The organism is Ruegeria sp. AF3 (assembly GCF_056536285.1).
Window position 1 is genome coordinate 1,919,064 of sequence record NZ_JBQFJM010000001.1, and the last position, 13,680, is coordinate 1,932,743.

Sequence of the window (13,680 nt, forward strand, 5' to 3'; positions counted from 1 at the left end):
TCAGCTTGAGGGCAGCGGGGCGTTGTCTTCGACCCGAAACCGGTTGATCCGTCGCCGGTCCTCGCTGGGGCTTAAACCAAAGGCGGACCGATAGTGTGTCACCAAAGGCGTGACCGAGCTGTATCCGATGGCCGCAGCGATGTCGGCAATAGGGTCCTTGGTATAGACAACCATCTGACGGGCCGCCTTCATCCGCATGGACCGGAAATAATGGCTGGGGCTTTGCCCCGTGGCCTGTTTGAAGGCGCGCTCGATCTGGCGGGAGGTGACGCCCGTTTGATCCGCTATGTCCGCGATCGAGATCGGATTGCCGATACGGCTTGCGAACAGGTCGACACATCGCGCCACAAGCGGCGGCAGCTTTTCACCCGTGGCAGGTTTGCTTGCACTGGGCACCTGTTGCTGAACACCCTCCCCTCTCATCATCGGATGCTGGAACCAGCAGGCCACCTCATGTGCGACTTCGCCGCCCAACCGGTCCTGAATCAGATGCAGGGCCAGATCAAACGCGGCCGCCGCCCCGGCCGCAGTATACCGCGTGGCATCCGACACGATCACTTCGCGCCGCGCATCTATCTGGGGAAACTCGGCCAGAAATGCAGCCTCGTAACACCAGTGCACCGATACCGGATGGCCGGTCATGACCCCCGAGCGCACGAGCGGGAAAACGCCGCCGCTGATACCGCCCAGAATTGTCCCGTGTCGTGACAAGGCCCGCAACGCACCATTCCCCTGGGTCGGGTTTCTGAAGTCCGAGGTCGGACTGCTGAGCAGGAACAGAATATCAATCGGCTGGCAGTCTGAGAGGTTGCGTTCAGCCTCAAAACGCACTTGAGCGCTGGAGCTGACCTTTCCCCCGTTTTCCGCAATAAGAGACCAGCGAAATGCCTCTTGCCCGGCGATCTCATTTGCGGCGCGCAGCGGTTCGATGACCGAGGTCAGGCAAGCCATCGGAAAGCCGTCGAACAGCAGAAACCCGATCTCAATTCTATTTTCTGTCAGCATGAGCGCTACACTATCAGTAAAATCTCGGTTCGGCCCGAATTGGTCCTTGGCCGCTCTGGCCTGCGGAAACGGTTCGAACAAGTGTAGCAAAACACGGAACGTGCGAAATCGAAAAAACACGCAACAAACACGGCGAAAATCGGGGTCAGGGGCCTCATTCGGATTGACAGGCTGAAAGGGACAAAGGTTGCGCAGCGCCATTTGCCGGTCTGGCGATGCCGTAGATGCTGGACCCGTGACGGCTGAGACCCTAACGTGGCCTCAATGCTTCGCTATACCCTTAAACGACTGATCTCATTGCTTGCCAGCCTTGCTATCGCCTCGGTGGTTATCTTTGCCGTGATCGAGGTCGCGCCGGGGGACCCGGCCTCGTTCATGCTGGGTGTCAACGCGCAGGAGGATACGTTGGCCGCGCTGCGGGCTGAACTGGGTCTGGATGGATCAAGGGTACAGCGGTATTTCAACTGGGTCGGGGGGATGGTGGCCGGGGATTTCGGCACCTCGTACACCTACCGCACACCGGTGTCGCAGATGATTGCGGACCGGCTGTGGGTATCGTTGCCTTTGGCGCTATATGCGCTCACGCTGTCCACACTGATCGCCTTTCCCGCCGGGATCTATGCCGCCGCACGTCGGGGCAAGCCCGGGGATCTGGCGGTGATGGGGGCGACACAGCTTGGTATCGCGGTGCCGAATTTCTGGTTCGCGATGATGCTGGTGCTGATCTTTGCCATAAACCTACGCTGGTTCAATGCCGGTGGGTTTGTTGGCTGGGGCGAGGGCCTTTGGGCGGGGCTGCGTTCGCTGACTTTGCCCGCCATTGCGTTGGCCCTTCCTCAGGCCGCGATCCTGGCCCGCGTCATGCGATCCGCGCTGCTGGATATTCTGGGCGAGGATTTTATTCGCACCGCGCGAGCCAAAGGGTTGTCGCGTCGTCAGGCTCTGTGGCGGCATGGGGTGCGAAACGCGCTGATCCCGGTGCTGACGATCATCGGCTTGCAGTTTTCTTTCCTGCTGGCCGGGTCGATCATCATCGAACAGGTGTTTTACCTGCCCGGCCTCGGGCGGTTGGTGTTTCAGGCCATTTCGGCCCGCGATCTGATCGTGGTCGAATCGGTGGTGATGCTGCTGGTCTTTGCGGTGATCACCGTGAATTTTCTGGTGGATCTGGCCTATGCAGCCGTTGACCCAAGGCTAAGGAGCCGGTCATGAGCCGCAACCTGATTCTGGGCGCGGCGCTGTCGTCGCTGGTGGTGCTGGCGGCGCTGATCTCGTTTGTCTGGACACCCTACGACTATGCCGCGCTGGATATCCCCAACAAACTTCAGACGCCCGATGCACGGCACTGGTTCGGGACGGATCACTTCGGCCGCGACATGTTCTCGATGATCATGGTCGGAGCGCGCACTTCGATTGCGGTGGCGTTGGTGGCTGTGGGGATCGGCATGGCGCTGGGCGTACCCCTTGGCCTGACAGCCGCCGCGCGCAAAGGATCGTGGTTGGATGAGGTGATCATGCGTGGCAACGATCTGGTCTTTGCCTTTCCCTCGCTGGTCATCGCCATCCTGATAACGGCTGTGTTCGGTGCCGGTGCCATCAACGCGATCATTGCGATCGGTATTTTCAACATCCCCGTCTTCGCCCGCATCACCCGCGGGGCCGCATTGTCGCTGTGGGAGCGCGAGTTCATCCTTGCCGCCCGTGTGTCGGGCAAAGGCGCAGCACGGATATCAGCCGAACATATCCTGCCCAATGTCGCTAACTTGCTGATCGTTCAGGGCACCATCCAATTTTCATTGGGCATACTGGCCGAGGCGGGCCTGTCCTATGTCGGTCTGGGCGCACAGCCGCCGACGCCCAGCTGGGGCCGGATGCTGGCGGACGCGCAGACAATGGTCAGTTTTGCCCCGCATTTGGCTCTGATTCCGGGCATGGCCATCATTGTCACCGTGCTGGGTTTGAACCTGCTGGGTGATGGTCTGCGCGACTGGTTGGATCCAAGGATCAGGGTGGCGCGGGCATGACGTTGCTGCAAGTCGAAAACCTGTCCCTGTCGATCCACGGGGTGCCGATCCTGAAACGGGTGAACCTGTCTATCGATCCAGGCCAGATCGTGGCGGTGACAGGTGAAAGTGGTTCGGGCAAATCCATGACAGCACTGGCTGTGATGCAGCTTCTGCCAAACGGGGCAACGGCAGACGGCGCAATCCGACTGGACGGCACAGACCTGCTGACGCAATCCGAGGCCGAGATGTGCGCCTTGCGTGGCGCGTCTATCGGGATGGTTTTTCAGGAACCGATGACGGCACTCAACCCGGTGAAAACCATCGGCGATCAGGTGATGGAGACCATCCTGATCCACAAGGCAATGCCTCCTGCTCAGGCTCGGACCCGTGCCGCAGAGGTTTTGACTCGGGTTGGCCTGCCGCCCGACAGGTTCCCTCTGTCGCGGTATCCGCATGAGCTGTCGGGCGGGCAGCGTCAGCGTGTGGTCATTGCAATGGCCATCGCATTGCGCCCTAGGCTTTTGATCGCGGATGAGCCGACGACGGCACTGGATGTCACAACGCAGGCGCAAATCCTTGGTCTGCTGAAAGGGCTGGTTCGCGAATATGATATGGGCTTGCTGATGATCACCCATGATCTGGCTGTGGTCTCGGACATGGCCGATCAGATTGTCGTCATGCGTCACGGCGAGGTCGTCGAAAGTGGCGCGACCCGAAACCTGTTTCGAGATATGCAGCACCCCTATACTCGCATGTTGTTCGAAGCCTCTGGTCATCAGGTCACCCTGCCTGAACCTACACAGCAACGCCCGCTTCTGGAGGTTTCGCGGGTCGTCCGGGATTACCGCCTTCCCCGCAAAGGTCTGCTGGATGCGCCGCGCCACCACCGCGCGGTGGATGGTGTCAGCTTTACCCTCAACCGAGGGGAGCGTTTAGGGCTGGTGGGCGAGTCCGGTTGCGGAAAATCGACCCTAACACGGGCTATTCTGGGATTGGAAGAGATCCAATCCGGACAGATCCTGCTGGACAGTCAGCCGGTTTTCACCGGCCACAGGCCCAACCTTGCGGTGCGTCGCAAGATGCAGGTCGTGTTTCAGGATCCCTATGGCAGCTTCAACCCCCGCCACCGTGTCGCGCGCCTGATTACCGAACCCTTTCACCTGTTGGAAACGCCACCAAAGGGTTCCGAACGCCAGGACCGGATCGCAGAGATGCTGACGGCAGTGGGCCTCGGCCCCGATGATGCGGGCAAATACATTCACGAGTTCTCGGGCGGGCAACGCCAGCGGATCGCCATTGCCCGCGCTCTGATCATTCGGCCGGAACTGATCCTGTTCGATGAGGCGGTCTCAGCCCTCGACGTTTCGGTGCGCGCCCAAATCCTCGATCTGCTTGCCGAACTCTGCGATGCTTATGATCTGACTTACCTGTTCATCAGCCACGATCTGAGTGTGGTGCGTACCATCACCGATCATGTTCTGGTGATGCAATCCGGACGAATTGTCGAACAAGGCAAGACCAAACAGGTATTCTCGGACCCGCAGCATCCCTACACGCAAACCTTGATCGCCGCCGCGCCCCAATTGCCTGAAATCGGGAAGTTGTCGGCGTAAAACCCTTTGTTAGAGCCTGAATGGAGGCCAAAATGACCCAACCACTCTGGTTTGACCCCACCCTTTGCATGATCGGTGGAAACTGGACGCCTACGGCATCGGGCGAAACATTGCCGTTGACCAACCCGTCAGACGGGACCGAGATCTGCCGGATCGCGCGCGGCTCGGGCGCGGATATTGACGCGGCGGTCTCCGCCGCCAGATCTGCGTTAAAGGGCGACTGGGGGCGCAAGGCGGCCTTGGAGCGTGGTCGCATCCTGACCCGGCTGGGACAATTGGTGTTGGAGCGCGTGGACGATCTGGCGCGGCTTGAGGCGATGGATGTGGGTAAGCCCCTGACGCAGGCTCGCGCCGATGCCATTGCGCTGGCGCGCTATTGTGAATTCTACGGCGGTGCAGCGGATAAGGTGATGGGTGAGACCATTCCCTATCTCGATGGCTATACCGTCTATACCCTGCGCGAACCCCATGGGGTGACGGGCCACATCGTGCCGTGGAACTATCCGATGCAGATTATTGGGCGTTCGGTCGGGGCGGCGTTGGCCATGGGCAACGCCTGTGTTCTGAAACCGGCAGAGGAGGCCTGCCTGACCGCGCTGGCCTTTGCCCATCTCGCACAGCAAGCGGGTCTGCCAGCAGGTGCACTGAATGTTGTGCCCGGTCTGGGGGCCGAGGCCGGAGCCGCACTGTCCGGGCATCCGGGGGTCAACCATATCTCGTTCACTGGTTCGGTCGCCACGGGGGGCCTGGTGCAACAGGCTGCGGGGCGAAACGTTGTGCCTGTGACGCTGGAGCTGGGCGGAAAATCCCCGCAGTTGGTGTTTGACGATGCCGATCTGGATGCCGCTCTGCCATTTCTGGTGAATGCGGGCATTCAAAACGCGGGGCAGACCTGCTCGGCCTCCTCCCGCATTCTGGTACAGCGCGGTGTCTATGATCAGGTCAAATCCCGCATGACCGCGGCCTATGAACAGCTTAGTGTTGGGCCCGCGATGCAGGATCTTCGCGTTGGGCCGCTGATTTCCGAGCGGCAAAAGCATATCGTAAACAGCTTTCTGGACAAAGGCGCCGATCTGACCATTGCGGCAGAAGGGACGATCACACAGGATGCGCCAGAAACCGGGGCATATGTCCGGCCCACCTTGTTCGCGGATGTGCCACCGGATCACCCGCTCGCCCGCGATGAAATCTTCGGCCCGGTCCAGGTTCTGATCCCCTTTGACACCGAGGAACAGGCTCTAATCATTGCCAACAGCACAGACTACGGCCTTGTCGCCAGCGTCTGGACACGCGACGGTGCGCGGCAGATGCGGTTGGCGAAAGGGCTGCACGCGGGTCAAGTCTTCCTCAACAACTATGGGGCAGGTGGCGGCGTTGAACTGCCTTTTGGCGGCGTGGGCAAATCCGGCCACGGCCGCGAGAAAGGCTTTGAGGCGCTTTATGGCTTTTCACAACTCAAGACAGTGGCCGCCTATCACGGGTAACAAGCGCCCGACCTGTCAGATCATCGTTTCTTTGGCGCATGCGCGCCCCAGATTTTGTTGATGTATTCGCAAGGTGTGGAACCGCTGAAGGTGGCGAGACTACGCGCAAGTTTGTAACCCGCGGTGAAATCACCAAAGCGCGGGTGACTCAGCACGAGGACAGCAATTTTGAGAAACGGTTTCGCACGGTCTGAAGGCATAGGAGATGAATCTGTAAACGGAAATCCTACCAACGAGGTACCCCCACCCCCAACACTGGATGGATCTGGTTCGCTCTGAGCATTCCAAGGAGGATTGCGCAGCCCCAACCGACACCGGAGAAAGCGGTAAGCAAAGTGATACTGGCCCGTCGCATCGGCGTCGCACGTGATTAGTTCGAAAAACCGGACGTACTTATCCGCAAAGCAATGGCATGCGCATCGCAATATATTTTTTTGTTAAAAAGTGGTGAGCCGTGCAGGATTCGAACCTGCGACCCACTGATTAAAAGTCAGTTTGTCACCTTGGCTGAAACTGACGCAAGCTGACAAATTCTGACATAGATCATTGTTAACATTGACATTCGTGGGATGCACCCCTCCAATATTTGACATGTCGGGGCAAGCCTCTACACAAAGCTGTCCGTTAATAGTCCGTGAAAGTCATGCCGAAAACTGAGACCGTCAAACTGACCAACGCCGTCGTGGACAAGGCCCTCAAGGAACGAGCCACAACCACAATCTATCGCGACACAGAAGTTAAGGGCCTCATGCTCCGGGTTGGGCCGCGCAACGCGACGTACAGCCTTGACTACAGGCAGCCGGGAACACGTCCTGATGGCCGTCGCTGGCCGTCTCAGACCTTCAAGATCGGCACCCCGATCTCTCATGATGTTGCATCCGCGCGCAAAGTTGCGGCAGGCTTGAAGGTGCAGGTTCACCAAGGCCACGACCCGTCGAATGACCGCAAGACCAAGCGCGCTGAACGTGAATTGGAACTGGCCCGGGCAAGGACAGTGAGAGATTTGGTTGAGGACTACATTGCCATCAATCTCTCGGGCTCGACCAATCATTGCGTCACCCAGAAGGGGGCCTTGCGCAATGTCATCAAAGAAATGAAGATTGAAGGGGTCGGACCAGAAACGGTGACGACTGCCGCTGTCATTGACATGCTTAGGCTTCACAAGGGCCGCGCGATGGCGGTGCATCGCTTCGGCGCTCTTGATCGCTTCTTCGAAGACCTTGTCAGCAGGGAGCTTGTGTCATCGAACCCCTGCCAGAAGGTGCCAAAGGCCAAACGCCCTAAACCGCCCGCACCACGTACGCGGTACTACTCAGCATCCGAGGTACAGTCGCTTTACACAGCAACGGCCCTGCCCGCCAAGGAACTACTCTTCCTGCGCTGCGCGCTCTTCATGCCGCTGCGGTTGGGTGAACTGGCCAATCTAATGGGGGAACATGTAGACCGGGCAAGAGCGCGCCTCCTGCTACCGGGCAAGGTCACTAAAAACGGTGATCCTTTTGCGCTGCCCATGCCTCAGCCCGTCTTTGATCTTCTGGACGAGGCTGAGACTGATATTGTTGACGGTCAGCGTGTGTTCTCACTGTCCTCAACCGAAAAACCTTTTTCCGGGCACAGCGCACTGGCCAAGCGCATCCGTGTGGCTTCTGACGTGGCGGACTTCAACTTCCACGACTTGCGTCGCACCTTCCTCACGACGCTAGCCGAGTTGGGCGTAGGTGACGCGACAGTGGCTGACGCCCTGCTGAACCATCGCCAATCTGCTACACGGGCAGGGGTGTTAGCTGCGTACAATCACGCGCGCCTATGGCCTCAGAAAGTCAGTATGATGGAGACTTGGACCAAGCTTGTGCAACAAGCGGTCTCTGAAGGGGTGTGGCAAGCAGAGAGTCAAGTCCTAGACTTCCGTCAACCAGCCTGAGCAATGAGCCACACGCCCTGAGGGGCTGTCAGCAATTGCTATAAGATCAGTGATTGACGACCAAAGGATAAGAGGGGCGGGCGCCTGTGAGCGCCGCCAAGTCGTTCTGACGGCCGTTCAGTTGTTCATAGATACGTTCGCCTGCTAGCGCCGAATTCAAGCAAAAACGCCTGAGCAAATACCTTGATCCATGTGGACTGCGCGATAGAGCGGCAATTACCAATTGCCCGGGCGCACAGATACGAGCCTAGGTGTCTTGCTGTCACTGCTGAAATAGTTGCAATATGCTTTTCCTGAAAACCCGATGTGCCTAGGGCTTTCAAACTCAAGAAACGTGCTGGGCTTGGCTTCTTGTTCAGTCAGTATTCCCAAAGAAACGACTCGATACTCATCCACTAATCTGTGACTAGTTAAATACCGACTAGAGCTGAATGGGTCACGCTCTAGCGCCAGATACCATTCCCCTTCTGCTCGCACATTGAAGAAATACATGTGATCCCCTTCGCCTTCTCGTGAAGAAACAAATTCCACCTCGAATACATCAGGGATGATGAAGCCACTCTGCACAGGGACCCCCTCGTAGCCCAATTTGTGCGTGAGCTCCTTTTTTACCGCCTTCTCACATGCATCTTTCTGAATGTCATGAATTCTCGGCTCAAAGAAGCCTGACAGAAAACCATCTGCATTTGCAGTGTTAGTGAATAAACTCAGCGACAGGAGAGAAACGGTCAATGCGGTGATAATATTCTTCATATCTTATCCTTACTATGGGCGAACTTCTGAACGAACAGAGCCACGGTTTATGATGCGCCCACTTATCTGTTCACGTGGACGCCACAGTCTTCCGTCGATGTTTGGGCATTGGATTGCTCATCTCCAATGCACGGTTTGCTTTCTGTGCAAAATGGAAATTGGCGCCGCGCTAACGGCGCCATAGTTCACTCAATGATCTTGTTCATCTCATCAAACAGGTAAGGTGCGATTGACACGCTACGCTGTTTCTTGGCGGCGCCTTTGAATTGTTCAATGTCGCCGCACATTTCCATCAGGCCTTGAACGCGCCCGATCTGGTGAATCAGCATGTTGCGCCCATCCTCATTCAGCCACTGATGAAACCGTGCTCTGCGCTTGCCTTTATCTGTAATATTCAGTTTGTCCAATTCCTTCTTAACGTAGCCGTTTTCGATAGGATCGTAGACGTACTTGTTGATAAAGCGTCCGTAATACTGCGGACGTTTGCCGTGGCTTGTGTCGTTGTCATAAAGACGGTCCAGCTCGCCAAAGAACGCATCCGGAAAGGTCTTGAGCCATTTCTGGAGCCCCTCAGCGATGTATTTCGATAGCAAGAGACGCAGAGCGTCATGGCTCCGGTCCCGTTGATAGCCAGTCGCTTCGTCCACAAGGGCAACAATTCCGACTTTGGCGAACGCTTCCATTAGAATCTCGGCCTGCATGGCCAGATGCTCCTGTGACGGATGAAGTTTTCCTGCGCGACGGGCCGATAGAAAGACCCCGCAGATTTCAGGCAACAATTCGGCTTTAATTCCGTGAGCAGGCGTCGCGCCGGGGTTCACTCTGTAAACAACGGGGTCAATCAGAGCCGCCTCCAAGTCTTTGGAAATAAAAGAAGAATAGTTCTTTGCTGACAAAAATGAGGGCAGATTGGCGCCGCCTTCATTTTCCTTCATTCGCTTCCAGTGTGACCCACCGCGCTTACTTCCAAATGCCCTATGGACAGCGCGTTCAGACAGCACCCGCACGCCACCATCCAGAACCGCACAATCCAATTCGACTTCTCCGATTGGAAGCTGTCCGCTGTACACGGCATCCAGAACAGCCTTCTCATCATGGCCGCCTCCCACCAATGCCCCCACCACTTCGTCAAATTCACCATCAAGAGGCTCAATGATCTTGGAGTCGTCAGTCATTATTTGATCCTTTTTCGTCAGCTTTTTGGGTGCGCTTAATATCCAAGCGCACGTTTACGATGTGTTCATCATTCGGAAGTTGGACATCGTGGACATTCTGCCATGTGTCACGAATGCGCTGCACCAAGAACAGCCCGGTCTTTTGAGTCACGTCCAACTTGCGCGCAATACGAGTGCTGGATATGGCCTCACGTTCGCTTGTGAGCATGTGAGCAGCCATCAGCCACTTTTGTAATGGGAGACGGCTCTCCGCCAAGACCGTACCTGTTCTAACGCTGAAGTGCTTGCGGCAGTTTTTGCAGCGATATGGCATAGGCTTGTGGTCTTTACATTCGACCACTCTACCCGAACCGCAATGGCTGCAAACAGGCTTTCCGCGCCACCGTTTCGCCTCAAAAAACAGGCGAGCAGACTCCTCATCTGGAAACTTGGTCAAGATTTCAAAAGCAGAAACAGATTGTTTGGCGTCTTTGTTCATCGTCTCGCTCCTTCTATATTGTTCATAACCTAACTAGCCAAAATCTGCAACATTTTTTTGGCTAGTTAGGTGCAACATGTTAAAGCGATCTATGATTAAGAAATGTAAGGCTCCAATTAATGCTCGGAACGGTTATCAATCTGCCGCACCGTCCGGTGCAATTATGGTGGAGCGGAGTATATCGCCGGTTCCATCTTTCTTCGTGGTACCGATTGAATGTCGCCAAAAAATTACCTGGCAGGCAGCATCAGAAATTTCAGAAAAGACGTTCAGATGGGACGACCGGATTCGACGAATCGCGTCAATTGGAGGCGAATCACAACCAAAGGAGTCGGTTTATGACCCGTCCTGTCAGGACCCCCCAATCCGTTTGCACCTGTGGTGCAGAACTTCCCGAATATGCGGACCGCCAGACCTTGGCGACCATCATCACCAAGCGGATGTTTCCTGTAACCGCACGCACAATCCGCACATGGCCATTGACTGTCTGGCATCCGAATAAGAAGGCGGTGCACAACGTCCAAGAGGCGCTTGAGCACGCCGAGCAGAAGATGAAAACGGCGAACTGTTTCAAGCAGGCGGAGGGCTGAGCAATGACCCAAGCTCAAGCAGCCTGCGCTCCCTCCGGCTATCGTATGTACCTTCAGCAGTGTTTCCGACATGTCAGCCCGGAGATTGATGAACGCACCGCCCGAAAGCTCATTTGCGACGCGTTTGCAATCGGGGCTGGTTCTCAAGACGTGCTGGACATTGTTTTGGACTGGCAATCAGGCGGGCATCTTGACGAGAGTTGGCTTGCGGAAACATGGGCGTCATTGCGCTCCGGTTGGGAGATTAACAGTGGAGCACTTGAAAAAATGGCGGATGAGGCCGGTGCAGGTCTCGACCTTTTCAGGGAGGTCGCCGCATCCCAAGGCAATCGCAGCTCACCGAAAGCCAAACCGGTGTTGAGGGAGGTCGCTGGCAGGCCCATCAAAGCCGGTTGGGCTGACGACAAGAGCGTTGCTGCCGTAGCACAGCGCTTTGAGCAGGCTTTGTTGCCAGATGACCCGATGGACATGCGTGGGCCGACGCCGTTGATCGAAGGTGTATTGGACCTCAACTGTCTATCCGTGATGTACGGTAAGCCGGGCTGCGGTAAGACGTTTCTGGCCCTAGACATGGCCAATACCATCGCAACCGGAGGCACATGGAACGGCGCTCAGGTCACTCAAGGATTGGTGGTATACATCGCCGCTGAGGGTGAGGGTGGAATGTCGCTCCGAGTCCAGAGCTTGCGCGATGGACGTAACCGACACCTACAGGTCATCTCTCAGTCCGTAAACCTGTTCGACGTTGATAGAGATGTCATGGGGCTGCTCCTGCAAATCAAACGTTTGGAGAGCCTCCACGGACCTGCGAGGTTGATCGTTTTCGACACACTGGCGCGTTGCATACAAGGAGCAGATGAAAACTCCAGTTCAACTATGGGCACCCTCACGCAAGTGACAGACATGCTGCGCGAAGCGACCGGTGCCCACGTAATGTTGATTCACCATACAGGAAAGGCGACGGAACGCGGATTGCGTGGGCATTCGGCGTTGTTTGCGGCTTGTGACACCGCGCTTCGTTTAATGCCGTCCAAAGGTGGTGTCGTCGTAAACGCTGAAAGGCAGAAGGACCTTGAGGAGGGGCAAGTATGTGCCTTTAACCTCAAACCCGTAGTCGTGAGTGGTACTGGGCGGTCCTCCGCATGTGTCGAGTATGTAACATTGCCTTCAGGCTCCGACGATTCACCTTTGCTCAAAGGTAACAACTTGATCGCCTTTAATGCGCTTCAAGAATTTCTGGCTGAGTACGGCAAAGAAGTCGGCGTGGACCTCGGCTCTGACGAGACACTGATTGTCATGGCGGCCGATTTGAATACTTTCACGTCTTGGGGTGCGAACCGCTTCGACCTCCCTGACATGAGCAGGAAGCGGCGCGCCCTGAAAAACGCACTTAATCGGCTGGAAGGCTTGGGTCGTGTTGCGGCTTCGTCGAACTATGTGTGGCTGGTGGAATAGCTGGCGTAACACTAGCCTCATACACGCTTCAGTCAGACACTACATACATACTACTTAACTAAGTAGTATGTATGTATGTCGACACCGAGCGAAAGAAGTGTTCGAACTGGAACACGTTAAAAACCTGTGCGAACTCTCCCAACAGATGGGCTTGAGACAGCATCCCTCGTCACGCCTGACCTGACAGTTTCATCAGAGATTCATTGTCCAGCCGCACATATGGGCTTCCGGACACCATCGTCTCCAACTCCTCCAATGAACATTCGATCAGATCACGTGGCCCAGAGTTGGTGACTGGTTCGGGGCGTTTGGGTGGCACCCACCCGAGCCGGTCCAGCACGTCCCGTGCGGCCTGCAAGCGTAGCTGAGGGCTGACTGTGGGGCTCATTAGTACCTCCTGAACCACCCCCAACGCGGCAGGTCCCAATGCCTTCAAACGGTCATTCATGGCGTCGCGCACCATCTCCGTGACTTGCGGATCACGCAGCCACCTATAGCCCATGCTGTGCGCCGAAGGTTTGGGGACCCCTGCGTGCAATGCCGCCTGAGTGGCGTTACCACACTCAGCATAGGCTACGGCGAACCTCGCTCTTTTGGCCCAGTCGGCTGCTGCCATCCCGCGTTTTCCTTACAGTCAGTACAGGCTAAGCCTAGCCTAAATAGGACGCACAATCGTCCTTCTAAGGCGTGTGTGGGCCAATACTACGATGGCAAATTTGAGAAACCGTCTTCGCTCGGTCGGATGGCTGGGGAGGTGCATTTATCAGCGGGACTCCTTCAGGCGGGGTGCGCCCCGCCCCCCCCACACTGGAAGGTTCTAGTCCGCTCTGAGCATTCCATGGAGGTTCAAACCGTTCCGCCTGATGCGAGAGAACGCAACAGGCAAATTGATGTTGACCTGTTGCATCAATGTCGTCCGTGAATAGTCCGTGAAAACCGGACGCGCCTACCTACAAAGTAATGATGCGCATTCCATAATATTCTGTTTTATATTGAAAAAAGTGGTGAGCCGTGCAGGATTCGAACCTGCGACCCACTGATTAAAAGTCAGTTGCTCTACCAACTGAGCTAACGGCCCACTCTTTTGTTGGATCTTCTCGATCCGTGGCGCTCTTTACGGCAATTTCCCAACCGGGTTCAAGCCCTTATTTTGCGCCTCGTTTCGCTGAAACAACCTGTGTTTCCAGCGACCCGATAGGC

11 protein-coding genes, 1 tRNA gene and 1 pseudogene are annotated in these 13,680 nt (G+C 56.4%); 7 read left to right on the forward strand and 6 right to left on the reverse strand.

Annotated elements, in window-relative coordinates:
* On the reverse strand, nucleotides 1-1,005 hold the full coding sequence (locus ACR3FC_RS09670; RefSeq protein ID WP_480474539.1) for a GlxA family transcriptional regulator: 1,005 nt from the start codon (nucleotides 1,003-1,005) through the stop codon (nucleotides 1-3).
* A 264-nt stretch (nucleotides 1,006-1,269) separates the two neighbouring features.
* On the opposite strand from ACR3FC_RS09670, the gene ACR3FC_RS09675 reads away from it, so the two are divergent.
* The 5 genes from ACR3FC_RS09675 to ACR3FC_RS09695 all read left to right on the forward strand — a co-directional run bounded on the left by ACR3FC_RS09675 (nucleotide 1,270) and on the right by ACR3FC_RS09695 (nucleotide 8,029).
* Nucleotides 1,270-2,217 carry an ABC transporter permease gene (locus ACR3FC_RS09675; RefSeq protein ID WP_480474540.1) on the forward strand — a complete coding sequence of 316 codons (948 nt, stop codon included), beginning with the start codon at nucleotides 1,270-1,272 and terminating at the stop codon, nucleotides 2,215-2,217.
* A complete protein-coding gene (locus ACR3FC_RS09680) occupies nucleotides 2,214-3,029 on the forward strand; it encodes an ABC transporter permease (protein ID WP_480474542.1) in 816 nt (271 codons plus the stop codon). The genes ACR3FC_RS09675 and ACR3FC_RS09680 overlap by 4 nt, the downstream gene beginning before the upstream one ends.
* Nucleotides 3,026-4,624: an ABC transporter ATP-binding protein gene (locus ACR3FC_RS09685; protein WP_480474543.1), complete on the forward strand. Its 1,599-nt coding sequence runs from the start codon at nucleotides 3,026-3,028 to the stop codon at nucleotides 4,622-4,624. The genes ACR3FC_RS09680 and ACR3FC_RS09685 overlap by 4 nt, the downstream gene beginning before the upstream one ends.
* Before the next feature lie 32 nt (nucleotides 4,625-4,656).
* Complete coding sequence (locus ACR3FC_RS09690; protein ID WP_480474544.1) at nucleotides 4,657-6,108, forward strand: aldehyde dehydrogenase family protein; 1,452 nt, start codon at nucleotides 4,657-4,659, stop codon at nucleotides 6,106-6,108.
* A 643-nt stretch (nucleotides 6,109-6,751) separates the two neighbouring features.
* Nucleotides 6,752-8,029 carry a tyrosine-type recombinase/integrase gene (locus tag ACR3FC_RS09695; RefSeq protein WP_480474545.1) on the forward strand — a complete coding sequence of 426 codons (1,278 nt, stop codon included), beginning with the start codon at nucleotides 6,752-6,754 and terminating at the stop codon, nucleotides 8,027-8,029.
* Nucleotides 8,030-8,245: 216 nt separating this feature from the next.
* Here ACR3FC_RS09695 and ACR3FC_RS09700 read toward each other — a convergent pair whose 3' ends face one another.
* From ACR3FC_RS09700 to ACR3FC_RS09710, 3 genes and pseudogenes are all read right to left on the reverse strand, one after another.
* Nucleotides 8,246-8,782 carry a hypothetical protein gene (locus ACR3FC_RS09700; protein WP_480474546.1) on the reverse strand — a complete coding sequence of 179 codons (537 nt, stop codon included), beginning with the start codon at nucleotides 8,780-8,782 and terminating at the stop codon, nucleotides 8,246-8,248.
* Between the two features lie 185 nt (nucleotides 8,783-8,967).
* Entirely contained in the window at nucleotides 8,968-9,957 is a 990-nt protein-coding gene (locus ACR3FC_RS09705) for a P63C domain-containing protein (protein ID WP_480474547.1), read from the reverse strand.
* 10 nt (nucleotides 9,958-9,967) lie between these two features.
* A pseudogene (locus ACR3FC_RS09710) lies at nucleotides 9,968-10,435 on the reverse strand (transposase); the annotation flags it as partial.
* 338 nt (nucleotides 10,436-10,773) lie between these two features.
* On the opposite strand from ACR3FC_RS09710, the gene ACR3FC_RS09715 reads away from it, so the two are divergent.
* Nucleotides 10,774-11,025 carry a hypothetical protein gene (locus tag ACR3FC_RS09715; protein WP_480474549.1) on the forward strand — a complete coding sequence of 84 codons (252 nt, stop codon included), beginning with the start codon at nucleotides 10,774-10,776 and terminating at the stop codon, nucleotides 11,023-11,025.
* A 3-nt stretch (nucleotides 11,026-11,028) separates the two neighbouring features.
* A complete protein-coding gene (locus ACR3FC_RS09720; RefSeq protein WP_480474550.1) occupies nucleotides 11,029-12,480 on the forward strand; it encodes an AAA family ATPase in 1,452 nt (483 codons plus the stop codon).
* 169 nt (nucleotides 12,481-12,649) lie between these two features.
* Here the strand turns inward: ACR3FC_RS09720 and ACR3FC_RS09725 are convergent, their stop codons facing one another.
* Together ACR3FC_RS09725 and ACR3FC_RS09730 are read right to left on the reverse strand one after the other, a co-directional pair.
* Nucleotides 12,650-13,096, reverse strand: coding sequence for a terminase small subunit (locus tag ACR3FC_RS09725; RefSeq protein WP_480474552.1), 447 nt, complete (start codon nucleotides 13,094-13,096; stop codon nucleotides 12,650-12,652).
* Nucleotides 13,097-13,482: 386 nt separating this feature from the next.
* A tRNA-Lys gene (locus tag ACR3FC_RS09730) sits at nucleotides 13,483-13,558 on the reverse strand.
* Nucleotides 13,559-13,680: the final 122 nt, after the last annotated feature.

What these genes read in the sequence shown, in the direction of transcription:
- ACR3FC_RS09705 (WP_480474547.1), bottom strand. Translation starts at nt 9,957, where the DNA reads ATGACTGACGACTCCAAGATCATTGAGCCTCTTGATGGTGAATTTGAC.
- ACR3FC_RS09720 (WP_480474550.1), top strand. Translation starts at nt 11,029, where the DNA reads ATGACCCAAGCTCAAGCAGCCTGCGCTCCCTCCGGCTATCGTATGTAC.
- ACR3FC_RS09670 (WP_480474539.1), bottom strand. Translation starts at nt 1,005, where the DNA reads ATGCTGACAGAAAATAGAATTGAGATCGGGTTTCTGCTGTTCGACGGC.
- ACR3FC_RS09675 (WP_480474540.1), top strand. Translation starts at nt 1,270, where the DNA reads ATGCTTCGCTATACCCTTAAACGACTGATCTCATTGCTTGCCAGCCTT.
- ACR3FC_RS09715 (WP_480474549.1), top strand. Translation starts at nt 10,774, where the DNA reads ATGACCCGTCCTGTCAGGACCCCCCAATCCGTTTGCACCTGTGGTGCA.
- ACR3FC_RS09725 (WP_480474552.1), bottom strand. Translation starts at nt 13,096, where the DNA reads ATGGCAGCAGCCGACTGGGCCAAAAGAGCGAGGTTCGCCGTAGCCTAT.
- ACR3FC_RS09685 (WP_480474543.1), top strand. Translation starts at nt 3,026, where the DNA reads ATGACGTTGCTGCAAGTCGAAAACCTGTCCCTGTCGATCCACGGGGTG.
- ACR3FC_RS09700 (WP_480474546.1), bottom strand. Translation starts at nt 8,782, where the DNA reads ATGAAGAATATTATCACCGCATTGACCGTTTCTCTCCTGTCGCTGAGT.
- ACR3FC_RS09690 (WP_480474544.1), top strand. Translation starts at nt 4,657, where the DNA reads ATGACCCAACCACTCTGGTTTGACCCCACCCTTTGCATGATCGGTGGA.
- ACR3FC_RS09695 (WP_480474545.1), top strand. Translation starts at nt 6,752, where the DNA reads ATGCCGAAAACTGAGACCGTCAAACTGACCAACGCCGTCGTGGACAAG.
- ACR3FC_RS09680 (WP_480474542.1), top strand. Translation starts at nt 2,214, where the DNA reads ATGAGCCGCAACCTGATTCTGGGCGCGGCGCTGTCGTCGCTGGTGGTG.